Below are 24,709 nucleotides of genomic sequence, written 5' to 3' on the forward strand. Positions count from 1 at the left end.
CGTGCGCGTGGCAGCACGTGCCGATGCACGTCGCGTCGCCGAAGTGGCCGCGTCGACCTTTTCCCTCGCCTGCCCGCCGGGAACCCGGCCCGAGGACATCGCGCAGTTCGTCTCGAACGTGTTGTCGGCCGAGCACTTCGAGAACTACATCGACGACGCGGCCAGAACGGTGCTGATCGACGAGACAGGCGATGCCGACGTCGTGGGCTACGCCATGCTCGTGTCCGGGCCGCCTGCGGACCCCGGAATTCGCGCGACACTCTCGCCCGAGCCGACCATGGAAGTCAGCAAGCTCTACGTGCAGCCGACCCAGCACGGCAGCGGGGCCGCGGGGCGATTGATGTCGTCGTCACTCGACCATGCACGCCACTCCGGTTGTGCGACAGCATGGTTGGGCGTCAACCAGCAGAACGTGCGGGCGCAGAAGTTCTACGCCAAACACGGATTCGAGATCGTGGGTACCAAGACGTTCGTCGTCGGCGTCCAGACGCACGACGATTACGTCATGCAGGTGAGGCTGTGACGACCGCTCAGCCGACTGCAGCGAAACGGGACAGTGCCAGCAGACGCGAGGTGGCGCGCAGGTATTTCTTACGGTAACCGCCGGCCAGCATCTCCTCGGTGAAGATCTCGTCGAGCTTGCCGCCCGAGGCCGTCACCGGGATGCCCGCGTCGTACAGGCGGTCGGCGAGGACCACCAGGCGCAGAGCGATGGCTTGATCCGATGCCGGGTGCACGTTCTTCAGGAACACTGCCGGAATGCCGTCGAGCAACTTGCCGTAACGGGAGGGGTGCAACGTGCTCAGATGCGCCAGCAGCTCGTCGAAATCGTCCAGGGTTGCACCCTCGACGGTATCGGCGCGGTCGATCAGCTCGGACTCCGAGGTGGGCTCGGGAGCCGGAGGCAGATCGCGGTGGCGGTAGTCGGGGCCGTCGACCCGGATGGACTCGAAGATCGAGCCGAGTTTCTTGATCTCCCGCATGAAGTCCTCGGCGGCGAAGCGACCCTCACCGAGCTGCCCGGGCAAGGTGTTGGACGTCGCGACGATGGATACCCCGCGCTGCGAGAGCTCGGAGAGCAACCGCGAGACCAACATCGTGTCGCCGGGATCGTCGAGCTCGAACTCGTCGATGCACAGCACACTGTGGCTCGAGAGCTCCTCGAGTGCCTTGTTGAAGCCGAGAGCACCGACCACATGGGTGAGTTCGACGAACGTGCCGAACGCCTTGGGCTCGGGAACGCTGTGATAGATCGAGGCGAGCAAGTGAGTCTTGCCGACACCGAAGCCGCCGTCGAGGTACAGGCCTGCACCGATGGCCGGGGTCTTCTTACCGAAGAGACCGCGCTTGCCCTTGCCGCGGATCTTCTGCACCTTGCTCGCGAACTCCTCGGCCTTCGCAACCGCAGCAGCCTGCGTCGGCTCCTTGGGGTCGGGAATGTACGAGGAGAAACTGACGTCGTCGAACATCGCCGGCGGGACCATCTGCGCGATCAGCTGATCGGATGGAACCACGGGATTTCGGTCGACAAGGCGTGCGGGCATTTGCCGAGCGTAACGACGTGGTCTGATCTCTCTCATGCAGCTTCTCCATATTGGGACCTACTTCACATCGGAGCAGGCACCCGAGTCCGTGCCCAGCGTCGGATCGACACTCGACGACGATGCCGTCCGCGCCCTGCACGCGTATCCCACCGACGTGGACCGACCGTGGATTCGCACGAACTTCGTCGCCAGCATCGACGGATCGGTGACCGCGAACGGTAAGTCGGCGGGCCTGGGAACCCCCGCCGACGCCCGCCTGTTCGGCATCCTGCGAGAACTGTGCGACGCCGTCCTGGTCGGTGCCGGAACCGCGCGGGCCGAGAACTACGGCGGCGTCTCGCTGTCCAGCGAAGCGAAGGCACGTCGGGTGGCGGCCGGGCTGGCACCGGTTCCGACGATCGTCGTGGTCACCGCCTCCGGTTCGATCGACGCGGATTCTCGATTGGTCACCGACACCGAAGTGCAGCCGGTGGTGCTGACCTCGGCGGCGGCGGACGGCTCGAAGGTGGCCGCGCTTCGGGCAGCGGGAGCGACGGTGATCGAGGTGACCGGCGAATCGGTCTCGACCGGCGACATCGTCGCGACACTCAGCGACCTCGGATTTCGCCGCATCCTGTGCGAGGGCGGACCGGGACTGTTCGGACAGCTCGTGTCCGACGGGGCGGCGGACGAACTGTGTCTGACGATCTCGCCGATGCTGGTCGCCGGAGAGGCGGGCCGTATCGCCCACACATCCGACGCCGCCGACGCGCCGATGCACCGGGTACACGTTCTGGGCGACGCCGACGGAACGCTGCTCACGCGCTGGGTGCGTCGGCCATGAACAGTGCGCGGCCCGGCATCGATCGAAAAGTCGATAGCCTCGCACGGTGACGCAGAAATCAACGTTGCTCGCCGCGGTCCTCGTCCTCGCCACGATGTGCGCGGCCTGTGGTGCCGGCCCGTCGATCCGACCCGACGTCGCGGTGGAACAACGCTCCCCCGGTCAGCCCGCCGAGTCCTCGGCAGAGGCGCCACCGGAACCGGTCGCACTTGCCGTTCCGGCCACCGATCTGGCCTGGGCCGACTGCACCGCAGCCACACTCGGGACGTTCGGGCTCACCGCCACCACTCCCGGCCTGACACTCGAATGCGCAGAATACGAAGCCGACGTCGATGCGAGTGGACAGATGTTCGGCACGTTCGCCGTCGGCGCGTTGCGAGCGCGGCTCGACAGAACGCCCACCGACGCGGGACCTCTGGTGCTGACGTCCGGTTCGGATCGGTCCTCGACGGCCACGTTGGCCACGATGGCCGCCGGACCGCTCGCGACGCTGCTCGAGGCTCATCCCATCGTCGCGGTGGATCGACGCGGCATCGGCCGATCCACTGCCGTGGACTGCATCGACGCTGAGACCAAAACCGAGGTCGACGCGCTGGGGCAGTTCACCAGATCCGATGCCGACACGGTCGACCGCGCCGTCGACGCCGGTCGTGACGCCACGATCGAATGCACCGACACGTTGCAACCGCAGGAACTCGCGTTCGGAACCACCTACGCGGCGGACGATCTGGACCGCCTGCGGCAACTCTGGGGTGTGGAACAGATAGGCCTGATCGGTTCGGGCAACGGCGCGCTCACCGCGTTGGCCTACGCAGCGAAGTTTCCGGCCAACATCTCACGTCTGATCCTCGATTCACCGACCGGAGTCGGCGCCGACCAAATCACGTTGGCCGAACAACGGACACAGGGCAAGGAAGCAGCCTTCGCTGCGTTCGCACAGCGATGCGTCGCGCTGAACTGCTCCCTCGGCAGCGATCCGACGGCGGCCGTCGCCCAGCTGCTCCTACGCGCCGCCGGTGGCGAATTCTCGCCGCTGTCCACCCACGAGATTCTCGACGGCATCACCTTCGCCCTGGCATCCACCGCAGGCGACGCGTCGTCCCGCGCCACCGGCCTCTCCACCGCCCTCTCCTCGGCCGCCGGGTCCGACACCACCGCGCTGGCCGCGCTCGCCGAGCGGGGTCGGAACGCCTACGGCACCGACGGTCAGTTCGTGTCCCGGTGCACGGACGGCCAACAGTGGCCGTCGCCGCAGGGCGTTCGCGACCTGTCGTCGCAGTGGAACGACCGCTATCCGATCTACGGCACCGACGCTGCTCTGACGGCTCTACTGTGCTCGTCCTGGCCGACTGCGCCGTCGACTCCGCTGCCCACCTCCCTGGACGTCCCGGTGTTGGTGCTGGCCAACGCAGGCGACCCCATCGTCGGCAACGGCGGGTTGTCCTCGGTCACCGGGTTGGTCGGGGCAACCGGTGCGGCCGTCGCCTCGGCCGCGTGGCAGGGCAGCGGGCATCCGAGTCTGGGCGGATCTCAGTGTCTGCAGGGCGCCGCGGTGAACTACGCACGAGACACCGCGCTTCCGACCGACGGCACCGTCTGCCCCGCCTGAGTCGGGTACGCATCGCGGGGTGTCCTTCGCCGGTACGGTCAGCGCCTCGGGTACCGTTCCCGGGTGTCACTTAGCTTTCTGGAGCCGCGGTCAGGGCGGACGACCGCCGAGGTAATCAAGTACGCCCTGTGGCCGATCGCCATCATGACCGTCATCCAGCGCGTGGTGATCAAAGCCGTGAACGGAGACATCACCAACGATTTCAACCCGGTGTACAGCGCCGCCCTGGCATTCCTCAACCGCCAGCCGGTGTACACGGCGAACTTCGACTCGGTCGATCCGCACTACCTGTATCAACCGAGCGCGACGATGCTGCTCTCCCCCATCGCAGTAATCGACCCCGAGCGATCCCGCTGGCTGTTCATCATCGCCAGCACGGTCGCGATACTGCTGGCCCTGTACATCCTGTTGCGCATCTTCGGATTCCGGCTCGATTCGGTCGCGGCCCCCGCGCTGCTGCTGGCCGCCTTCGTCAGCGAGACGGTGACCAACACGTTGGTGTTCACCAACTTCAACGGCTTCGTACTCCTCGGCGAGGTCGCCTTCCTCGGGTTCCTCCTCCAGCGCAAGGACCTCTCGGCCGGTGTCGCCATGGGTCTGACTCTGGCGATCAAGCCGATGCTCGCCCCACTGCTGTTGCTTCCGCTGATGACGCGTCAGTGGAAGGTCTTCATCACCTCGATCGCCATCCCCGTCGTGATGATGGCCATCGCCTGGCCGCTGTCGGTGGATCCGATGAACTTCATCGACCGGACACTGCCGTATCTGCTGCAGACCCGCGACTACTTCAACAGCGCTGTCGTCGGTAACGGCCGCTACTACGGTGTTCCCGAACTCCTCACCCTCGGAATCCGAGCGGTCCTGGGAATCATGGTTCTGATCTCACTGTGGCTGCTCTACCGATACTGCCGCGAGGACCGTCTGTTCTTCTTCGCGACCACCTCGGGCTTGATCCTCACCGCACACTGGCTGCTGGGCTCGCTGGGTCAGATGTACTACTCCATGATGCTGTTCCCGCTGCTGATGACCGTCGTGCTGAAGAACTCGCTGCTGCGCAACTGGCCCGCCTGGCTCGCGATCTACGGGTTCATGAACTACGACCGATGGCTGTCGGGCCGCTGGATCGAAACCGGGCGCGCCTTGGACTACCTGCGCACCACTTTCGGCTGGGCCCTGCTCATCGTCGTCATCTTCGGCGTGCTCGTCGGACGCTATTTCGCCGCCCGAAGCGAAGGACGACTCGACGACGGAATCGAACCGAGCTACCTGCTGCCGAGCGCTCCACCTGCGAAAACGGCATAGCCCGACAAATCGTATTAGCGTGTGAGCATGAGTTCAGCAACCGACAACAATTCCGCCCCGGCCGTCCAGCTCACCGACGCACAGTGGCGCGAGAAGCTGACCCCCGAGGAGTATGCGGTGCTGCGGCAGGCAGGCACCGAACGCCCCGGCGTCGGCGAATACACAGACACCACCACCGAAGGTATCTACGAGTGCCGCGCCTGCGGAGCCGAATTGTTCCGCAGCACCGAGAAGTTCGAGTCGCACTGCGGCTGGCCGTCCTTCTTCGACCCGGCCGACAGCGACGCCGTCATCCTGAAGGAAGACACCACACTGGGAATGCGCCGAGTCGAGGTCGTCTGCCGCAGTTGCCACAGCCACCTCGGACACGTCTTCGAGGGCGAGGGTTACCCCACCCCGACCGATCAGCGGTACTGCATCAACTCGATCTCGTTGACGCTCAAGCCCAGCTAGAACGATTGCGAGTGCGCAGCTAGGCGGTTGATGGTTTGGCTGCGCTTCTCGCACTGGCTCTGCCGACGCTTACGCCTCAAGGGTGCCAGGGTGCAACCACCCGGTCGCTCGGACCGTTGGCGTGTCGAAAGAAACCAGATAGTCTGTCGAGGCTAATGTCTAGCTGTGACCGATGCGGACAAAGCGCCAGCCCTACCCCTAGACGACACACCGGACGAAGACGACCCGTTTGAGCTCGACGGATTCTGGTCGTACGTTCACAAGGACGACGATGCGGAGGGTGGGCGAATCGCTGGGCTTTGCCGCAAGGTTATGGCCGAGTATGAGCTACGAACCGGCACCGCGTTAAATCTGTTCCTGGACCGCGACAGCCTTGATTGGGGCGACAAGTGGCGACAAGCAATCGACGGCGCACTCAACGAAACAACCTTTTTTATCGCGGTGGTTACGCCGAAGTTTCTTAAAAGCAAAGAATGTCGTAAAGAACTAAATTTGTTTGCAAACAACGCCAAAGCTCGCGGCATCCCCGAATTGCTGCTACCCATTCAGTATGTCGCTACACCAGGATTAGAACTCGGTGCCAAAGATGAAGTAGCACGCGCTATTGCCCAGGCACAGTATCTCGATTTTAGCGATCTTCGGCTACTTGAGGAAAGTGGTCCCGAGTACAGGGCAATGATCAGTAAAATTGTTGATCGACTTCTGAAGATAGCAAAAAGCGTCGCAAGTAAACCTGAAATTCCATCGATCGCCGATGACGGCCCGCCTGACGAAGATGACGATCAGGGTGGCGTATCCAAAGACCCGGATGACCATGTTGGTCCACAGCCAAGCGGACAGCACAACGATCCAGATTTTGACCTAGACGACGATGACGCGCCAGGACTTCTCGAATACATTGCTGAGACTGAAACATTGATGCCTGCATGGCAGCAGACGCTTGAAGAACTAAGTAAGCGCATGAACGAAATTACCGCCATTACAGATGAGCATTCACCTACAATGAAGATTGCAGCAGCTAAAGGCGCGAAAGCCCAGATTGTAGCCGCAGCAAACTATGCAAATTCCTTGATGCCCGCCGCCCAGGCATTCGAGGACACAGGCAATCTCTATGCCAATCAAGCCGTGGGAATGAACACGACGATTTTGCCCATTCTCGCGCAACTTTCTCATCAGTCGTATGAAAAACGCGAGGAAAACAGCGCAAACACTTTCATGAACTCCGTCGTTGAAATTGCACGCAACGGACGTAGAAGCGCAGTAAGCGTTGAAGATTTTCAAAAGACAGTGCGGAATGTTTCGTCGATGAGCAGGGCAATCCGCAAGCCCCTTAAAATGATCATCCGAGGTTCTCAGAGCTTTCTCGACGGACAGCAGCTCTATGACGACTGGGAACGCCGTATTCAAAAGATCATGCAAGATGACCCGCCAAATTCATTTGAAGCCGAACAGTCCGACTTCACCCTTCAGTGATATAGCGGGAGAGGGACTTAGTTGACCCCTTCGTTCAAATGATGGAGTCCTTCTTCGCTCTGCTGCAGAAGAACATCCTCGACCGCCAACGGTGGTCGACTCGCGAGCACCTACGGCTGGCGATCGTGACGTGAATCGAACGGACCTATCACTGAAAGCGCCGACAGCGACGCCTCGGCAAGCTCACTCCGATCGATTTTGAGGCAATCAACTGGCCCGCACACGCGGCATGGATCACTCAACCCACGAGTCAACCGAAGTGGGGGTAGTCCCATCGAGGCTAATGTGCGTTAGATGGCGGCTGAACTGGGCAGACGGCTCATGCAACCTTTGTAACCGCCGACCGGCGCAAATGGTGGGTAAGTATCAACTCGATCTCGCTGACCCTCAAGCCTGCATCGTGATCGGCACTGGTTCATCCATACTGTGAGTATGCGCACTTTCACCTCACCAGACCAGATCAAAGCAGCCGTCGGGGAAGACCTCGGCACCAGTGACTGGCTGCAGATCACCCAGGAACGGGTCAACACCTTCGCCGACGCCACGGGCGATCACCAGTGGATCCACGTCGACGTCGAGCGGGCGAAGAAGGAGAGCCCGTTCGGCGCACCCATCGCCCACGGATTTCTGAGCCTGTCCCTGGTATCGATGCTCAACTGGCAGGTCTACACCATCGAGAACACCAAGCTCGGAATCAACTACGGCTCCAACAAGGTTCGCTTCATCAACCCGGTGAAGGTGGGTGCGCACGTGCGCCTGCAGACCACCCTTGTCTCCGTCGAAGAGGTATCGGGCGGGGCGTTACAGATGGTGACGGCAGGAACGTTGCAGATCGAGGGCGAGGACAAGCCGGCGCTGGTCGCCGAGATCATCTCTCGGGTCGTGTTCTGACCTTGGACCGAGCAGGTGGATCGAACGCGGTGATCGGCGGCAACGGCTCGTCGTAGCGTTCGATCTCCACCAGTACGTGCTGGCCGGTGCAGCCGCGCGCGAGCGCCGACGAGCCCTCGTCCGCGGTGAGCACGTTCACGCTGCCGTGTACGCACATCGAATCGGGATCTGCCGGATCCAGTGGGTCGTACCAGGCCCCGGTGGACAACTGCACGACCGATTTCAGCATCGCGTCGTCGACAACCACACCGGCCAGGCACGAGCCACGGTCGTTGAACACCCGTACGACGTCGCCGTCCGACACTCCCCTGGCCCCGGCCGCCGACGAGTGCATTCTTATCGGCTCTCTACCCTCGATCTTCGAGTTACGGCTCACCGCACCGTGATCGAGCTGACTGTGCAGCCTGGTGCGCGGCTGGTTGGCGATCAGATGCAACGGGAACTGCTGCGCCCGGGGTCCACCGAGCCATTCCTGCGGCTCGAACCACATCGGATGCCCACGGCAGTCCTCGTAGTCGAACCCCGCCACGGTCGCCGAGAAGATCTCGATCTTTCCACTGGGGGTGCGCAGCGCGTTGCCCACCGGGTCGCGTCGAAAATCCTCGAAGAACGTCAGATCGTCCTCGGTCTTCATCCGAAACGAACCCTCGCGACGGAAATTGTCGTACTCCGGAGTATCGACGCCCCCGGCGCGCAGATATCCGCGCCACTGCTCGTACAGATGCTCGAGCCACTGTTGCGAGCTACGCCCCTCGGTGAACTGTTGCCCCACACCGAGTTTCGTAGCCAACTCCGCGAACGTGTCGTAGTCGTCGCGGGAGTCCGCGTACCGCGGGGCGGCCGGCTCCATCGCGACGAGCAAGGGATCGTTGCGTGTGCAGCTCAGATCCGATCGTTCCAACGACGTCGTCGACGGGACGACGACGTCGGCGTGCTTGGCCATCGGTGTCCAATACGGGTCGTGCACAACGACGGTGTCGGGCCTACCGAGAGCGCGACGCAGCCGCCCCAGATCCTGGTGGTGGTGGAACGGATTTCCGCCGGCCCAATAGACGATCTTGATGTCGGGATAGGTCAATCGCCTACCGTCGTAGTCGAATTCGGCACCGGGATTCAGCAGCATGTCCGAGACCGCGGCGACCGGAATCAGGTCGGGAACGGGATTGACACCCTGCGGCAAGGTCGGCAACGGATACGGAACCGGTGCCAGACCCGGCTCGTTCATCGACCCGTAGCCGTGCCCGAATCCCCCACCCGGAACGCCGATCCGGCCCAGCATCGCCGCGAGTGTCACGCCCATCCACGGGGCCTGCTCACCGTGTCGCGTCCTCTGCAGTGACCAGGTGACCGTCACCATCGTGCGTTTCGACGCCATCTCCCGGGCAAGTTCCGCGATCAGGGCGGCCTCGACGCCGCAGATCGCCGACGCCCACTGCGGTGTCTTGGGAATTCCGTCCGTGATGCCGAGCAGATATCGCTCGAACTCGGGGTAGCCCTGGCAGTACTTCTCCAGAAACTTTGTGTCGTGCAGCTTTTCGTCGACGAGCACGTGAGCCAGAGCCAGCATCATCGCCACGTCGGTACCGGGCCGCGGGGCGATCCAGCGCGCGTCGCCGTTCATGTCGCTGCGGAGCGGACTCACGGTGACGATCTGCCCACCGCGGGCGCGCATCGCGTCGAGCGAATCGACGGTCGGATGATCCGACGTACCGCCGTGATTGATGCCGGTGTTCTTCACCGGAACTCCGCCGAACGCCACCAACAACTCGGTGTGGGCGGCGATCACGTTCCAGGAGGTGGAGCGCGAGAACATCTTCCAATGCGCACCGAGGACGTGCGGCATGATGACCCCGGTCGCGCCCAGTGAGTAGCTGTGGACCGATCGCGTGTAACCGCCGATGCAGTTGAGAAAGCGATGCACCTGACTCTGCGCGTGATGGAAGCGTCCGGCACTCGCCCACCCGTACGACCCGCCGTAGATGGCCTTGTTGCCGAATGCGTCGACGACCCTGCGTAATTCGGCTGCCAGCAGATCGGTGAGCTCGTCCCACGAGACGTCGACGAACTCGTCACTGCCACGGGTGTCGGTCGGCCCCGGCCCGTGCTCGAGCCAGCCCCGGCGCACCGCCGGGGAGGTGACGCGCGATCGATGGGTCACCGACCCGACGAGGTTGCCCAACACCGGAGAAGGGTTGCTGTCGGTCACCTGGGGATGGATTGCGGTGACGTCACGTCCGTCCGACTCGGCGCGAAACATTCCCCAGTGGCCCATGTGCTGGACGCCGGCCACGCCAGTCATCGAACCACCCCGGTCATCGAATTCCGAACTCGCGCAGCGCCTTCAGTAGTGCATCGGGGCGCTGCGACGTCGGCACCGGATCGACGAGAGCGAAGTGGCATCCGATCTCTCGTGCCGCACCGTCGGCCTCGTCACTGTCGCCCACCATCAGCGTCACCGCGGGGTCCACACCCAACGCCGTCACTGCGTGCCGGAAGATCTCGGGCTGCGGCTTGACGTGACCGACCTCGAACGAGAGCACGAATTCGTCGACGAACCTGTCGAGACCGCGATCGACGAACGCGGGACGGATGTCGAATGCGATGTTGCTCAGGACCCCGGTCCGAATCGATTCGGCAGCGAGCTTTTTCAGCACTGCTTCGGTATCCGGGTACGGCGTCCAAGAATCTGCGTCGATCACGCGACCGTAGACGGATTGTGCGTGCGCCGGATCGGTGACACCGGACTGCGCGAGCACATGCAGATAGGCCTGCCGGTGCAGGGCCGGATCGAGGTCTCGGTTTCGCCACGCATGACGCGTCGCATCGTCGAACTCGACCGTCTCCCCCACCGGTGCCGTCATACGGCGCATCAGTTCCGCGGCTCCCGCACCGTCGACGGGGGTGCCGTCGGCGTCGTGGATCCCGTCGAACCACGAGGGGTGCTCCTCGAGCCTGAACAACGTGCCCGAGAAGTCGAACAGAACGGCCTCGATCGCGGGTGCGCCTGTCGTCGTCACGGCAGGGATTCGACGAGCGCGTCCACCTCGACCCGAGGGCCGGTGAAGAACGGGGTCTCCTCGCGCACGTGTCGCCTCGCCTCGGTGGCCCGCAGGTCGCGCATCAGGTCCACGATGCGATCGAGTTCGGGAGCTTCGAAGGCCAGGATCCACTCGTAGTCGCCGAGTGCGAACGACGGCACGGTGTTCGCCCGCACGTCCTTGTAGTCGCGTGCGGCCTTGCCGTGATCGGCGAGCATCGTGCGACGCTCGTCGTCGGGCAGCAGGTACCAATCGATCGAACGGACGAACGGGTAGACGCAGATGTACGCGCCCGGATCCTCGCCGGCGATGAAGGCCGGGACATGGCTCTTGTTGAATTCGGCGGGGCGATGCAGCGCGGTGTTGCTCCACACCGGAGTACTCGCCTTGCCCAGCGCGGTCGTGCGACGGAAATCGGAGTACGTCGCCTGGAGGTCCTCGATACGCTCGGCGTGCGTCCACACCATGAAGTCGGCGTCGGCGCGCATACCGGCGATGTCGTACACCCCGCGCACCGCGACACCCTTGTCTTCACGACTTTCGAAGAACACCTTCGCTTCCTTGGCGGCCGCGGCCCGATCCTCGCCGAGAACACCGGGCGTGACCTTGTAGACCGAGAACATCAAGTAGCGAAGAGTCGAGTTGAGCGCTGAGTAATCGAGGCGTGCCATGGCCCTATCGTGCCACTTCGACCAGACGGGCGGCAGCGGTGGTGGCGGACGCAATACACGCGGGCACCCCCACACCGCGCTGCCAGGCACCGGTGACCTCGAGACCGGGTAGGTCGGCGACTCCTGCCTCGATGGCGGCGACGCGATCGAGGTGCCCCGGCGCGTACTGCGGTAGGCCTCCCGGCCAGCGCTGCACGGTCGCAGCGATCGGCTGCGCATCGATGTTCGCCACCGTCGCGAGATCCGCGAGTGCGATCTGGATCGACTCCGCGTCGGATCGGTCCGACGCCGTCGTGTCACCGAAGCGGCCGAGCGAGGCCCGCAGCAGTACCGCGTCACGCTCGGCCAGGTGCGGCCACTTGCGGCTCGACAGGGTGAATGCCTTCACGTCCAAGCCCGCGTCGGTGGCCACCAGGATTCCCGAATTCTGCGGAAGTTCGGTCGTCTTGGGAAAAGCGAGCGCGACGACGACCGAGGATGCGAGATCGATGTTCCGCGCGGCCTGCGACGCCGCGGGCGCCACCTCGGCGATGAGCCGGCCGAGAATCGGCGCAGGGACCGCCAGCACCACGCCGTCGACGCGTCCGACTCCTTCGACGAACCATCCGCCGGACTCGCGGCGGATCTCACCGACGCCTGCACCGACCACCGTCCGGGCATCGGTCGCAGCGACGAGGGCATCGAGCAACACCGCGTAACCGTCGCGCAGCCCGCCGAACACCGGCCCCGGCGACGGGGTGGGCAGCGCTGCCAGCACTGCCTCGGTCAGGTTGGCTGCTCCACCGTCCAACGCGGCAGCCAACGTGGGCAGTGCCGCACGGATGCCGATCGAGCTCGACGAACCGGAGTACACGCCGCCGAGCAGCGGATCGACCGAACGGCTGACCACCTGGGAGCCGAACCTGGTGCCCACGAGATCGGCCACACCGACGTCCGAACCCGCGGTCCAGGCGAAGGGCCGAGAGGTCTCGGTCTCGATGAGGTGCAGGTCCTCGGGGTCCACCAGATCCCGTACCGAATCGGCGGACGACGGGATGCCCATCAGAGTGCCGACCGGGAGCGCGTGAGTTCGACCGCCGGAATAGACGAGCGGACGGACCGGCGCCGGGTAGACCAGCTGATCCGACAGACCGAGCTCGGCCAGCAGTGCCGGCACTTCGGGACGTCGACCGATGAAAGCCTCCGCACCGACGTCGAGCGAGTCCGCGCCGACCGCGGTGGTGCGCAGCGTGCCGCCGAGACGCGACGACGCCTCGACGACAGTGATCTCGGCACCCGGCCCGCAGGACTGCCGAAGGCGATACGCCGCGACGAGGCCGGAGATTCCGCCGCCGACCACGGCGTACCGCCGAACCGTCACAACGAATGCACCAGCGAGACCACCCGGGTCAGAACCTCCGGATCGGTGTCGGGGAGCACTCCGTGGCCCAGGTTGAACACATGTCCGCGAGCACCGGCCGCCAGCGCGCGATCCGCCTCGGCGGTGATGCGTCGAACCTCTGCCTCGACCGCATCCCAGCCGGCGAACAGCACCGCCGGGTCGAGATTTCCCTGCAGCACCTTGCCGCCGCCTACGCGATGCACGGCGTCGTCGAGTGGGATTCGCCAGTCGACACCGACGACGTCGGCACCGGCTTCACCCATCGCCCCGAGCAACTCGCCGGTTCCGACTCCGAAGTGGATCTTCGGTACACCGGCCGAGGACACGGCGTCGAACACGCGCGTCGAATGCGGCAGCACGTACTCGCGGTAGTCGGCGAGGGACAGCGCACCCGCCCAGGAGTCGAACACCTGCACTGCGTCGACGCCTGCGGCGAGCTGAGCCTGCAGGAAGGTGATCGTCGTGGTGGCCAGTGCGTCGAGCAGGGCGTGCCAGGTCGCCGGATCGGACCGCATGAGCGCCTTGGTCTTCTCGTGATTACGACTCGGGCCGCCCTCGACCAGATACGACGCGAGGGTGAACGGTGCGCCTGCGAAACCGATGAGCGGTGTACCGGCGAGCTCACGGGTGAGGATACGCACCGCATCGGCCACCGGCTCCACCTGATCCGAAGTCAGGATCGGCAGTGCGGCCACATCGGCAGCCGACCGCACCGGCTGCGCGACGACCGGTCCGGTGCCAGCGACGATGTCGAGATCGATACCGGCGGCCTTGAGCGGAACGACGATGTCCGAGAACAGAATTGCCGCGTCCACGTCGTGCCGACGAACAGGCTGGAGAGTGATCTCGGCCACGAGATCGGGTCGGAAGCACGAGTCCAACATGCCGATGCCGGCGCGAATCTTGCGGTACTCCGGGAGCGATCTACCGGCCTGGCGCATGAACCACACCGGCCGACGCGAGGGAGCTCGACCTGCGATCGCGGCCAGGAACGGCGCGTCCGGGAGTTCTCGACGGGCGGGGGCTGTGGCGTGCGGTTCGGCGTTCATCATGTTCCATGCTGCCACGCGCGAGGAAAGCTCCTGCCACCAAGGGCGACACACCGACTTCGGTTGCATCACGGCCCGGCGCGCCTCCGCGTCCAGGCAACGTGACGCGTCTAACGTCCGGTGACGTGACCGAACCCCAATCCACCGCCGAACCTGCGCCGTTCCGCGCCGCCATCGACGCGATGCATCGGGCTCAGGTACACCCGGCGATCGAAATCGGTCCGATCCGGCCGCCGCAGCGACTCGCTCCCTACAGTTACGCGATCGGGGCCGAGGTTAAGCATCCGGAATCCGACCGGATCGACGAACAGAGCGACGGCGACGCCTTCGGCCGCCTGATCCTGCTGTACGACCCCGACGGTGCCGAGGCCTGGAACGGCACCCTCCGATTGGTCGCGTACATCCAAGCGGACGTGGACGAATCCCTCGCCGACGATCCTCTGCTCCCCGAGGTCGGCTGGAGTTGGCTGGTCGACGCGCTGGAGTCGCGCTCGGAGCCGCTCAACGCACTCGGCGGCACGGTCACCTCGACCAGCTCGGTGCGTTACGGCGACATCGCCGGGCCACCCAAGGCCCACCAGCTCGAACTACGCGCCTCGTGGACGGCCACGTCCGAGGACCTCTCGACGCACGTCGAGGCGTTCTGCGAGGTGCTCGCCTACGCCGCCGGTTTGCCGCCCGCGGGCATCACCACCCTCGGCCAGCGCAGTTCCAGCCGGACATAGTGGGCGGTCCTTCCACCCGCAGGGCTTAGAGTCACATCTCATGTCAGCCGAGAGTTCTCCCGAGACCACGCCGGACGACGAGGCGAACGAGCCTGTCGCCGTTCCGCTACTGGCCCCGGCTGACGGCATACCCGACGTGGTCGACACGCAGGACGCCGTGCGCGCGGCTGCCGCCCTTCTCGCATCGGGTCACGGCCCCCTCGCCGTCGACGCCGAACGTGCGTCGGGCTTCCGCTACTCCCAGCGCGCCTACCTCCTGCAGTTCCGTCGCCGCGGCGCAGGCACGGTTCTGCTCGATCCGATCCCGGTCACCGGCGACCTCGCTCCGCTCGCCGAGGTGATCAACCCGCTCGAGTGGGTACTGCACTCCGCAGATCAGGATTTGCCGGGACTCGCCGAGCTCGGCCTGGTACCCGCCACGCTCTACGACACCGAACTCGCAGGCCGCCTCGCCGGATTCGATCGAGTGGGGCTCGGAGCCATCGTCGAACGCACCCTCGGACTGGCGTTGCAGAAAGGCCACGGAGCGGCCGATTGGTCCACCCGGCCGCTACCCGACACCTGGCTCAACTACGCAGCACTCGACGTCGAGGTTCTGCTCGAGCTGCGCGACGCAATGGCCGAAGAGCTCGAACAGCAGGGCAAAACCGAATGGGCCACACAGGAATTCGCCCACATCCTCACCCTCGGGCCACCCAAACCCAAGACCGACAGATGGCGTCGGACATCGGGGATCCATGCGATCAAATCTCCCCGCACTCTTGCTGCCGTTCGCGAATTGTGGAGCACCCGAGACGAACTGGCGGCCAAGCGTGACGTGGCACCGAGCCGGGTGTTGCCCGACTCGGCCATCGTGGCGGCCGCAACGGCGGACCCCAAATCCGCGCGCGAGCTCGAGCAGCTACCGGTATTCGGCGGTCCCCGTCAGCGCAGATCGTCCCGATTGTGGGCCTCGGCCCTGACCCGTGCGCGGGCGCTCCCGACATCCGAATTGCCTTCGATGGCAGCGTCTTTCGACGGTCCACCCCCGGTCAATCGGTGGGCTCGCCGCGATCCCGATGCGGCAGCGCGACTAGCCGACGTACGAGCGGCGATGACCGAGCTCAGCGAATCGGTGTCGGTGCCGGTCGAGAATCTGTTGATGCCGGATCTGCTGCGCCGCCTGGTGTGGGATTGGCAGAGTCCGGTCGATCCCGATGTCGACCCTGCCGAGCTGATCGAGGCCCGACTGGCCGACGGCGGGGCCCGGCCCTGGCAGCGAACGCTGGCGGTGCCGGTACTGACGAAGGCACTGCACCCTTCTCAAGTTACCGACGGGTAATACCCGCTACAGTAGGGGTCGCGTCCGGGCACCCGGGCGAGTCGTCCGCATCTGTCGGGAGGATCGAAAAGCGTGTCTGTACCCGCGTCCACCAGCTCACAGAGGAATGTTGTCTTCGTCGACGGCATCCGTACCCCGTTCGGCAAAGCAGGCCCCAAGGGCATGTACGCCGACACTCGCGCAGACGACCTCGTCGTCAAGGCAATCCGCGAACTCCTTCGCAAGAACCCCAATCTCCCTCCCGAGCGCATCGACGAGGTCGCGATCGCCGCGACCACGCAGACCGGTGACCAGGGTCTGACCATCGGCCGTACGTCCGCGCTGCTCGCCGGACTCCCCCGCAGCGTCCCCGGCTTCGCGATCGACCGCATGTGCGCGGGCGCGATGACCTCGGTGACCACCACCGGGTCGGGCATCGGCTTCGGCCAGTACGACGTCGTGATCGCAGGTGGCGTCGAGCACATGGGCCGCCACCCGATGGGTGAGGGCGTCGACCCCAACCCGCGTTTCCTCGCCGACAAGCTTGTCGATCCCAGCGCGCTGGTGATGGGCAACACCGCCGAGAATCTGCACGACCGGTTCCCGAGCATCACCAAGGACCGCACCGACGCGTACGCCGTCGCCAGCCAGAACAAGTACGACGCGGCCAAGAAGGCCGGCTTCATCGCCGACACTCTCGTGCCCGTCGCCACCAAGTCCGCCGCAGGATGGGGCCTGGCCACCGAGGACGAGCCGCCTCGCCCCGGAACCACCGTCGAAGACCTCGCCAAGCTCAAGACGCCGTTCCGTCCCGCCGGTCGCGTCACCGCAGGCAACGCCGCAGGACTGAACGACGGTGCCACCGCCGCGATCCTCGCCGGCGAGGACACCGCGCACGAACTCGGCCTGAACATCGGTATGCGCATGGTCGGCTTCAGCTTCGCCGGCGTCGATCCCGCCGTCATGGGCATCGGACCGGTCCCCGCGACCGAGAAGTTGCTCGGCCGAACCGGATTGAGCATCGACGACATCGGCCTGTTCGAGATCAACGAGGCCTTTGCCATCCAGGTCCTCGCGTTCCTCGAGCACTACGGCATCGCCGACGACGATCCGCGCGTCAACCAGTGGGGCGGTGCCATCGCGTGTGGCCACCCCCTCGCATCCTCGGGTGTTCGCCTGATGACGCAGCTGAGCCGCCAGTTCGCTCAGCAGCCCGACGTCCGCTACGGCTTGACGACCATGTGCATCGGTCTCGGCATGGGCGGCACCGTCATCTGGGAGAACCCCAACCACGCTGACTATTCAGGAGCGAAGGCATGAGCGACATCACCACAGCGTTCAGCGACGAGGTAGTCACGAACGCGTTCACGAAGCTTGTCTCCGTACCGGGGCTCGACGGCTCCATCGCCCTGGTGACCTTGGACAACGGCTTCGATCACACCAAGCCGTCGACCTTCGGTCCCGGTGGACTGGCCAAGTTCGACGCCGCCCTCGACGAGGCATTCGCAGCGAACCCGGTGGCCATCGCCGTCACCGGTAAGCCGTTCATCTTCGCCGTCGGTGCCGACCTCAACGGTGTGCCGAACATCAAGACCAAGGACGAGGCGCTGCAGATCGGACAGCTCGGTCACAAGGTCTTCCGACGCCTGCGCGAGTCGACCGTTCCGACGTTCGCCTTCATCAACGGTGCCGCACTCGGTGGTGGCCTCGAAGTGGGACTGCACTCGCACTATCGGACCGTCGCGGAGAACGCTGCCGCACTCGGTCTTCCCGAGGCCTTCCTCGGCCTGGTACCGGGATGGGGTGGAACTCAGTTGCTGCCCAACATCATCGGAGCCTCGAACGCGGTCACCGTCGTCATCGAGAACGCACTGAACCAGAACCGCGTCCTCAAGCCGCAGCAGGCACTCGACCTCGGCATCGCCGACGCCCTCTTCGGCGGAGCCGACTTCCTCGAGCAGTCCCTCGCGTGGGCTGCTCAGGTCGTCAAGGGCGAGATCACCCCTGCCCGTCCCGAGATCGACCGCGGGCAGGCCTGGGACGACGCCATCGCCCGCGCCAAGGGCATCGTCGCGGGCAAGACCAACAACTTCGCCCCCGGCCCCGTCGCCGCGGTGGAGCTGCTCGAACTCGCCAAGAGCACCGACATCACCGACTCTGCTTCACTCGACAAGGCCTTCGCGGCCGAGGACGAGGCCCTGTCCACGTTGTTGGTCAAGGACGAGCTCCGGGCCGGGCTGTATGCCTTCGACTTGGTGCAGAAGCGCGCCAAGCGTCCCGCCGGTGCACCCGACAAATCGCTGGCGCGCAAGATCTCCGGCGTCGGAATCGTCGGTGCCGGCCTGATGGCCAGCCAGCTCGCACTGCTGTTCGTTCGGCAGCTGAAGGTGCCGGTGATCCTCACCGACATCGATCAGGAGCGCATCGACAAGGGCGTCGGCTACGTCCACGGCGAGATCGACAAGCTGCTCGGCAAGAAGCGCCTGTCCCCCGATGCCGCAAATCGGTTGAAGGCGTTGGTGTCCGGCTCGATCGACAAGTCCGCGTTCGCGAACACGGATTTCGTCATCGAGGCCGTGTTCGAGAACCTGGACGTGAAGAAGAAGGTGTTCGCCGAGGTCGAGGAATTCGTCTCTGCCGAAACGATCCTCGCGACCAACACGTCCTCGCTGTCGATCACCAAGATGGCGGCAGACCTGAAGCACCCCGAGCGCGTGGTGGGCTTCCACTTCTTCAACCCCGTCGCAGTCCTGCCACTGCTCGAGGTCGTCAAGGGTGAGAGGACCGACGATGCCACTCTCGCAACGGCATTCGCGACGGCCAAGACCCTCAAGAAGTCGGCCGTACTGTCGGCGGATCTCCCCGGATTCGTCTTCAACCGTCTCGTCACTCGCGCGTCGAACGAGATCATCAGCGCCATCGACGAGGGCACCCCGTTCGATGTCGCCGACGGCGCTGTGGGCGAACTCGGCATGCCGATGAGTCCGCTGACGTTGCTGGCACTCGTCGGACCGGCCGTCGCTCTGCACACCGCCGAAACCCTGGCCGAGGCATACCCGGAGCGGTTCAAGGACTCCGCCGGGTTCCGCGCTCTCGTCGAGGCGAAGAAGCCGGGTGTGTGGACCTACGGACCCGAGGGCCAGGTCGTCGATCCCGAGGTCGCCGCACTGTGGCCGCAGGGCGATTCGCCGTCGACCGCCGAGCAGGTGCTCGAGCGCACCCGCAACGCGATCGCCGACGAGATCAAGATCATGCTCGACGAGGGCGTCGTGGCTGCAGCCGAGGACATCGACCTCTGCCTGCTCCTCGGCGGCGGATTCGGCTTCTGGAACGGCGGCATCACTCCGTACCTGGACCGTAGTGGGGCTTCCGAGGCCGCCACCGGTCAGCGCTTCCTCGCACCGGGCGTCGCCAGCGTCTAGCACTGCCCGCCGAGTTCGAGGTTGTGGACGGATTTCTCCGCATTTTCGTCCACAACCTCGAACTCGGCTTTTTCGTGTCGAGATAAGGTCTGATCCGATGAACAGCGAACGCAGTCGGTTGATCGGAATCGGCTACCGCATGCTGGGTTCCTACAGCGACGCCGAAGACGCCGCCTCCGAGGCTCTCGTTCGCTGGTACCGACTCACCGACGCCGAACGCGACGCCATCGACGTCCCAGCGGCGTGGCTCACCCGAGTGGTAGGCCGCATCTGCCTCGACGTACTGAGTTCCGCTCGCGCTCGACGCGAGAACTACGTCGGTCAGTGGTTGCCGGAACCTGTCCCCGGCGTCGATTCCCGCGACGCGACCACGATGGACCCGGCCGACCGAGTAGTGCAACAGGATTCGGTGACCCTCGCGCTGCTCGTCGTGCTCGAGTCACTCGGTCCGGCGCAGCGAGTCGCCTTCGTACTACACGACGCGTTCGCCGTTCCGTTCGACGAGATCGCCACCGTCCTGGATCGATCACCGGCCGCCTGCCGCCAACTCGCCTCTGCCGCACGAGCTCACGTGCATTCCCGTCACCGCTCCGTCGCCGACCCCATCGACCACGACCGCGTCGTGCGGGCTTTCGCGTCGGCCTCGGCAGGCGGAGATCTCGCATCCCTCGTCTCGGTGCTCGCGCCCGACGTCGCCCTCGTCAGTGACGGCGGCGGCCACGTCTCCGCGGCCCGCAACGCCGTCCTCGGATCCGATCGAGTCGCTCGGTTCGTTCGCGGCATCACCGCCAAGTCGACCGACCTCGAGTGGTCCATCGAACCCGTCAACGGCCTGTCGGGCATCGTGATGCGGCGCGGCAGCGCGGTGTTCGGCGTCATCGGGTTCGACGTCGCCGACGGCGTGGTCTCGAGCGTCTGGATCGTGCTCAATCCGGACAAACTCCGGCGTTGGGTCTGATGCACGCCATACATTCGTCGCGGCTGTGTCGTCAGAGAGTAGAGGCCCGCCACACGCGGTCCGATCAACTCTCGAGAAACAGGTGGATACGCGATGAAGCTAGCCGTAGCCGGGGGAACCGGAACAGTCGGAGTGCACGTGGTCGAGGTTGCGCGTGAACGCGGCCACGACGTGGTCGTTCTGTCGCGATCTGCGGGTGTGGATCTCGTCACCGGGGCAGGACTGTCCGACGCCCTGTCCGGAGTCGAGGCGGTCGTGGACGTCGCGTCGACGCGGACGGTCTCGGCGAAAGAGTCGACGGCGTTCTTCGCCGCCGTCACGCGAAACCTGCTCGAGGCGGAGAGTGCGGCCAGTGTCGGCCATCACCTGGCGCTGTCGATCGTGGGGATAGACAAGGCGCCGCACGGCTACTACGCCGGAAAGGTGGAGCAGGAGAGCGTCGTTCGTGCTGGAGCAGTGCCCTGGACGATTCTTCGAGCCACTCAGTTCCACGAGTTCGCCGGCCAGATCCGCGCGCAGGCGTCGTTCGGTCCGGTGAGCATCATCCCGAAGATGGTCTCGCAACCGATCGCGGCCCGCGAGGTCGCCGAACGACTGATCGACCTCGCGGAGCGGTCCCCGGCAGGTCGGGTCGCCGATCTCGGTGGACCACGTGAGGAACGCATGGCCGAGATGGTGCGGCGCTACGCACGGGCAATTGGTGCTCGCGGCCTGGTGCTCGAGGTCCCGATTCCCGGCGCGTACGGTCGCGCGATGCGAGACGGAACGCTGGTCACCACGACCGAGTCGGATCACGGTCTCCAGACCTTCGATCAATGGTCGGCCGCCCAGGCGCGCTAGCCATCTGCCGCCGAACTCGAAGCTGTGGACGACTTTCGGCAGTTTTCCGTCCACAACTTCGAGTTCGACAGACGAAATATCGGACAATTCACCTTTTTCGGTGAGCCGATTCCTGTACGCCACGAATATCGAGTCGATTTCGCTCCCATTCCGTCGGTGCGAGGACGATGATGGCGATCGACCACCAAGGATGCTGGTTCACCTCGAAAGCTGGGTCACGTGATGACGCAATCCACCGATCGGCACACTGCCAAAGTCATCGGAGTCACGATTGCCGCCGCTGTCGGCGGCTTCCTGTTCGGGTTCGATTCGTCCGTCGTCAACGGCGCGGTGGACTCCATTCAGGAGAACTTCGCACTGTCGTCGTTCGTCACCGGCTTCGCAGTGGCCATCGCACTTCTCGGTTGTGCGGTCGGTGCCTGGTTCGCCGGCCGGCTCGCCGACAGCTGGGGCCGAAAGAAGGTGATGCTGCTCGGTTCCGCACTGTTCACCATCTCGTCGGTGGGATCCGGATTCGCGTTCAGCGTCCCGGATCTCATGCTCTGGCGTGTACTCGGCGGCCTGGGCATCGGCATCGCATCGGTGATTGCGCCCGCATACATCTCGGAAATAGCCCCGGCCCGCTATCGAGGTGGATTGGCCTCGCTGCAGCAGCTGGCCATCACCATCGGAATCTTCGCTGCTCTGCTGTCGGACGCGGTGCTGCAGAACGCGGCAGGTGGGCCGTCGAACGACCTGTGGTTCGGACTCGAGGCCTGGCGATGGATGTTCCTCGTCGGCGTCGCACCAGCACTCGTCTACGGCTTTCTCGCCACGCTGATTCCCGAGTCGCCCCGATACCTCGTCGGAAAACATCTCGACGAGGAAGCGGCCCGCATTCTGGGAGACATCACCGGGGAGGTGAACCCGAACGAGAGGGTGAAACAGATCCGACTGACCTTGCGTCGGGAATCGAAATCATCCTTCGCCGATATCCGTGGACCGAAGTTCGGGCTGCACCCGATCGTCTGGGTCGGTATCACCATGGCGATCCTGCAGCAGTTCGTCGGAATCAACGCGATCTTTTACTATTCGACGACTCTGTGGAAGTCCGTCGGCTTCAGCGAGAATCAATCGTTCGTCACCTCGGTCATCACTTCGGTCATCAATGTCACGATGACATTCGTCGCCATCTTGTTCGTCGACCGATTCGGCCGACGAAATCTGCTCATGATCGGCTCGATCGGAATGTTCGTCGGCCTCGTACTCGCGGCCGTCTCGTTCAGCCAGGCAGTGGGTAGCGGGGACCAACTCGAATTGCCATCGCCCTGGGGCCCTGTGGCTCTCGTCGGTGCCAACCTTTTCGTCGTGTTCTTCGCCGCAACCTGGGGCCCGATCATGTGGGTGATGCTCGGAGAGATGTTCCCCAACCGAATGCGAGCAGTCGCACTCGGTATCAGTACTGCCGCGAACTGGATTGCCAACTTCGCCATCACACTCGCGTTTCCGCCGTTGTCCGACACCATCGGACTCGGATTCATCTATTCGTTCTTTGCGTTCTTCGCGATCGTGTCCTTCTTCTTCGTCAAGTACAAGATCAAGGAAACCAAAGGAATGGAGCTCGAGGACATGGAGATCTGACATGCCGATGTTCGTCGTCGAATACGCGTACACCCCCGAGACCTCCTCGGGCCGTGACGATCACCGCACCGATCACCGCGCCTGGTTGCGAGAACTCGAGCGCCGCAAGATCCTCCGATCGTCGAGCCCGCTCGCCGATCACAGTGGTGCCACGATGATCGTCGAAGGCACCGACAAAGCAAGTGTGGAGCGGATGTTCGCACACGACCCCTTCGCCCTGGCCCATCTGATAGATCGCGTTCAGATCGAAGAATTGGCCGCCGGGACGTAACGGATCGTCGAGTCCTTGCGCAATCCTGTCGCCGCTACCGCCAGAACGATCACGTAGACAACGCAATACGCGTTCCGCAGTCCTCCGTCGAGAATCGGCGATACGGACTGCATGAACGTGCCGATCACCACCACATCGGCCTGAGTGCGATACCAGGCCACGAAAGGCGCAGTCGCGGCGAGCACTCCGAGAACACGGAGGATGCGGTGTCGTGTGCTCGACCGCGAACACGCGTCGAGTCCGATCACCAGCAGCGGAACGCACCACACCCAGTGATGGCCCCAGGAGAACGGCGAGACCATCGGGGCCGTGAGACCGCACAGCGTCATCGCCAGCAGTGTTCTACCCGCCCGGTGAGCTCGATACGACACCCACATGCCTGCGGCAAGGACGACCACCGCCACCGGCAACCACACGAACACAGGCGGATGCTCGGTTCCCCACGCCCGCGCCACCATCCCCCGAACCGACTGATTCGCGGGAGACGTGGTCGACCCCACTCGGTCCGAGGCGAGGATCGCGGAGGTCCAATAGCGCCACGCGTCGGAAAACACGACCACGAACCCGATCAGCACCGTGACAAGACCGGTGACGGCCGCGGTCCATGCCGTTCGCCACTGCTTCTGCACGATCGACATGACGACGAACAGGCCCGGGGTCAGCTTCAGACCGGCCGCAATTCCGACACCGAACCCTCGGAACCTACTGCCCTCGGGCCGACCGAGATCCCACAGCACCAAGGCGAGCAACAGCAGATTGATCTGGCCCAACCACAGCGACATGCGCACCGGCTCGAGCCACGAGCAGCCCACTGCAAGAGCCACACTCACCACCTTGGTCCGCGTGCTGTTCTCGTAACCGAGTCGACGCCAGCTGAGATAGACCACTCCGTAGAGCAACACGACGTTGGATATGTTCACCAGCAATCCGGTGGCGGTATCGGACAGCAAGCCCAGAGGCGCGAACAGCACCGCGGCGAACGGCGGATACGTGAACGGCAGCGTGCCGAACAACGAGAACGAGTACAGCCCTTCGCCACTGAGCACGGTTGCGCCGCCGTGCCGGTAGACGAGAGCGTCGACACCGTTGCCGAACAATCCGTACAACGAGTCGAACGACAGCAAACGATCGTGAGCAGCGAATGCCACCACACCGATCACTGCCGACATCGCCACGAACCACCGCGAATGCCGTCGCTCCACCCCGTCGTTCCGGGAATCCAGAGCAGGAGTGCAATCCACGGGTTCGACGGCAGCCCAGTCGGAGTCACCGTCGCCGAGAGCCGGATCGATTCGGCTGTCCGAGACGTCGGTTCTGCCGTCGAAGACGAGGGTCATGG

General features: G+C 64.6%; 22 protein-coding genes and 1 pseudogene. 16 read left to right on the plus strand and 7 right to left on the minus strand.

What is annotated here, in order from left to right; genetic code table 11:
• Positions 1 to 7: 7 nt before the first annotated feature.
• A complete protein-coding gene (locus tag CH283_RS19890) occupies positions 8 to 523 on the plus strand; it encodes a GNAT family N-acetyltransferase (protein WP_255183272.1) in 516 nt (171 codons plus the stop codon).
• A 7-nt stretch (positions 524 to 530) separates the two neighbouring features.
• On the opposite strand, the gene zapE is transcribed toward CH283_RS19890, so the two are convergent.
• Positions 531 to 1,544, minus strand: a complete 1,014-nt coding sequence (gene zapE / locus CH283_RS19895) for a cell division protein ZapE (protein WP_094641984.1) — start codon at positions 1,542 to 1,544, stop codon at positions 531 to 533.
• A gap of 34 nt (positions 1,545 to 1,578) precedes the next feature.
• Here zapE and CH283_RS19900 point away from each other — a divergent pair, with 34 nt between their 5' ends.
• The 7 genes and pseudogenes from CH283_RS19900 to CH283_RS19925 all read left to right on the plus strand — a co-directional run bounded on the left by CH283_RS19900 (position 1,579) and on the right by CH283_RS19925 (position 8,095).
• Positions 1,579 to 2,367, plus strand: coding sequence for a pyrimidine reductase family protein (locus tag CH283_RS19900; RefSeq protein WP_094641985.1), 789 nt, complete (start codon positions 1,579 to 1,581; stop codon positions 2,365 to 2,367).
• 46 nt (positions 2,368 to 2,413) lie between these two features.
• Entirely contained in the window at positions 2,414 to 3,976 is a 1,563-nt protein-coding gene (locus tag CH283_RS19905) for an alpha/beta hydrolase (RefSeq protein ID WP_094641987.1), read from the plus strand.
• A gap of 63 nt (positions 3,977 to 4,039) precedes the next feature.
• The gene (locus CH283_RS19910) at positions 4,040 to 5,278 is read left to right on the plus strand and encodes a glycosyltransferase family 87 protein (protein WP_068050607.1); all 1,239 of its coding nucleotides are present in this window, start codon (positions 4,040 to 4,042) and stop codon (positions 5,276 to 5,278) included.
• A 27-nt stretch (positions 5,279 to 5,305) separates the two neighbouring features.
• On the plus strand, positions 5,306 to 5,731 hold the full coding sequence (msrB, locus tag CH283_RS19915; RefSeq protein WP_094641989.1) for a peptide-methionine (R)-S-oxide reductase MsrB: 426 nt from the start codon (positions 5,306 to 5,308) through the stop codon (positions 5,729 to 5,731).
• A gap of 165 nt (positions 5,732 to 5,896) precedes the next feature.
• The gene (locus tag CH283_RS19920) at positions 5,897 to 7,204 is read left to right on the plus strand and encodes a toll/interleukin-1 receptor domain-containing protein (RefSeq protein ID WP_094641991.1); all 1,308 of its coding nucleotides are present in this window, start codon (positions 5,897 to 5,899) and stop codon (positions 7,202 to 7,204) included.
• 41 nt (positions 7,205 to 7,245) lie between these two features.
• A pseudogene (locus CH283_RS29135) lies at positions 7,246 to 7,473 on the plus strand (IS3 family transposase); the annotation flags it as partial.
• Between the two features lie 163 nt (positions 7,474 to 7,636).
• Entirely contained in the window at positions 7,637 to 8,095 is a 459-nt protein-coding gene (locus CH283_RS19925) for a MaoC family dehydratase (protein WP_176460464.1), read from the plus strand.
• Here CH283_RS19925 and CH283_RS19930 read toward each other — a convergent pair.
• From CH283_RS19930 to hemE, 5 genes are read right to left on the minus strand one after another with little or no spacing between them, the layout of a single operon-like run.
• Complete coding sequence (locus CH283_RS19930) at positions 8,073 to 10,394, minus strand: molybdopterin-dependent oxidoreductase (RefSeq protein ID WP_176460465.1); 2,322 nt, start codon at positions 10,392 to 10,394, stop codon at positions 8,073 to 8,075. The two genes, CH283_RS19925 and CH283_RS19930, sit on opposite strands and share 23 nt — an antisense overlap.
• Positions 10,395 to 10,407: 13 nt before the next feature.
• Positions 10,408 to 11,112, minus strand: coding sequence for an HAD family hydrolase (locus CH283_RS19935; protein WP_176460466.1), 705 nt, complete (start codon positions 11,110 to 11,112; stop codon positions 10,408 to 10,410).
• Complete coding sequence (hemQ, locus tag CH283_RS19940; RefSeq protein WP_068050615.1) at positions 11,109 to 11,804, minus strand: hydrogen peroxide-dependent heme synthase; 696 nt, start codon at positions 11,802 to 11,804, stop codon at positions 11,109 to 11,111. Before hemQ ends, CH283_RS19935 begins: the two co-directional genes overlap by 4 nt.
• Positions 11,805 to 11,808: 4 nt before the next feature.
• The gene (locus tag CH283_RS19945; protein WP_094641993.1) at positions 11,809 to 13,164 is read right to left on the minus strand and encodes a protoporphyrinogen oxidase; all 1,356 of its coding nucleotides are present in this window, start codon (positions 13,162 to 13,164) and stop codon (positions 11,809 to 11,811) included.
• Entirely contained in the window at positions 13,161 to 14,234 is a 1,074-nt protein-coding gene (hemE, locus tag CH283_RS19950) for a uroporphyrinogen decarboxylase (RefSeq protein WP_176460500.1), read from the minus strand. Before hemE ends, CH283_RS19945 begins: the two co-directional genes overlap by 4 nt.
• 125 nt (positions 14,235 to 14,359) lie before the next feature.
• On the opposite strand from hemE, the gene CH283_RS19955 reads away from it, so the two are divergent.
• From CH283_RS19955 to CH283_RS19990, 8 genes are all read left to right on the plus strand, one after another.
• Complete coding sequence (locus tag CH283_RS19955; RefSeq protein ID WP_068050617.1) at positions 14,360 to 14,959, plus strand: DUF3000 domain-containing protein; 600 nt, start codon at positions 14,360 to 14,362, stop codon at positions 14,957 to 14,959.
• Between the two features lie 40 nt (positions 14,960 to 14,999).
• On the plus strand, positions 15,000 to 16,280 hold the full coding sequence (locus tag CH283_RS19960) for an HRDC domain-containing protein (protein ID WP_094641995.1): 1,281 nt from the start codon (positions 15,000 to 15,002) through the stop codon (positions 16,278 to 16,280).
• 72 nt (positions 16,281 to 16,352) lie between these two features.
• Positions 16,353 to 17,579, plus strand: coding sequence for a thiolase family protein (locus CH283_RS19965; protein WP_068050622.1), 1,227 nt, complete (start codon positions 16,353 to 16,355; stop codon positions 17,577 to 17,579).
• A complete protein-coding gene (locus CH283_RS19970; protein WP_094641997.1) occupies positions 17,576 to 19,681 on the plus strand; it encodes a 3-hydroxyacyl-CoA dehydrogenase NAD-binding domain-containing protein in 2,106 nt (701 codons plus the stop codon). The genes CH283_RS19965 and CH283_RS19970 overlap by 4 nt, the downstream gene beginning before the upstream one ends.
• A 97-nt stretch (positions 19,682 to 19,778) precedes the next feature.
• Entirely contained in the window at positions 19,779 to 20,639 is an 861-nt protein-coding gene (sigJ, locus tag CH283_RS19975) for an RNA polymerase sigma factor SigJ (RefSeq protein ID WP_068050624.1), read from the plus strand.
• A 93-nt stretch (positions 20,640 to 20,732) separates the two neighbouring features.
• Positions 20,733 to 21,479 (plus strand): SDR family oxidoreductase, encoded by a 747-nt coding sequence (locus tag CH283_RS19980; protein WP_094641999.1) that lies wholly within the window; start codon positions 20,733 to 20,735, stop codon positions 21,477 to 21,479.
• A gap of 222 nt (positions 21,480 to 21,701) precedes the next feature.
• Positions 21,702 to 23,099, plus strand: a complete 1,398-nt coding sequence (locus CH283_RS19985; protein ID WP_094642001.1) for a sugar porter family MFS transporter — start codon at positions 21,702 to 21,704, stop codon at positions 23,097 to 23,099.
• 1 nt (position 23,100) lies between these two features.
• The gene (locus tag CH283_RS19990; protein WP_094642003.1) at positions 23,101 to 23,370 is read left to right on the plus strand and encodes a YciI family protein; all 270 of its coding nucleotides are present in this window, start codon (positions 23,101 to 23,103) and stop codon (positions 23,368 to 23,370) included.
• Here CH283_RS19990 and CH283_RS19995 read toward each other — a convergent pair.
• Positions 23,340 to 24,707, minus strand: a complete 1,368-nt coding sequence (locus CH283_RS19995) for a glycosyltransferase 87 family protein (protein WP_094642005.1) — start codon at positions 24,705 to 24,707, stop codon at positions 23,340 to 23,342. The two genes, CH283_RS19990 and CH283_RS19995, sit on opposite strands and share 31 nt — an antisense overlap.
• Positions 24,708 to 24,709 lie beyond the last annotated feature (2 nt).

Origin of the sequence: Rhodococcus sp. 05-2254-2 (assembly GCF_002259095.1) — a bacterium.
In the GTDB taxonomy this organism is placed as follows: Bacteria; Actinomycetota; Actinomycetes; order Mycobacteriales; family Mycobacteriaceae; genus Rhodococcoides.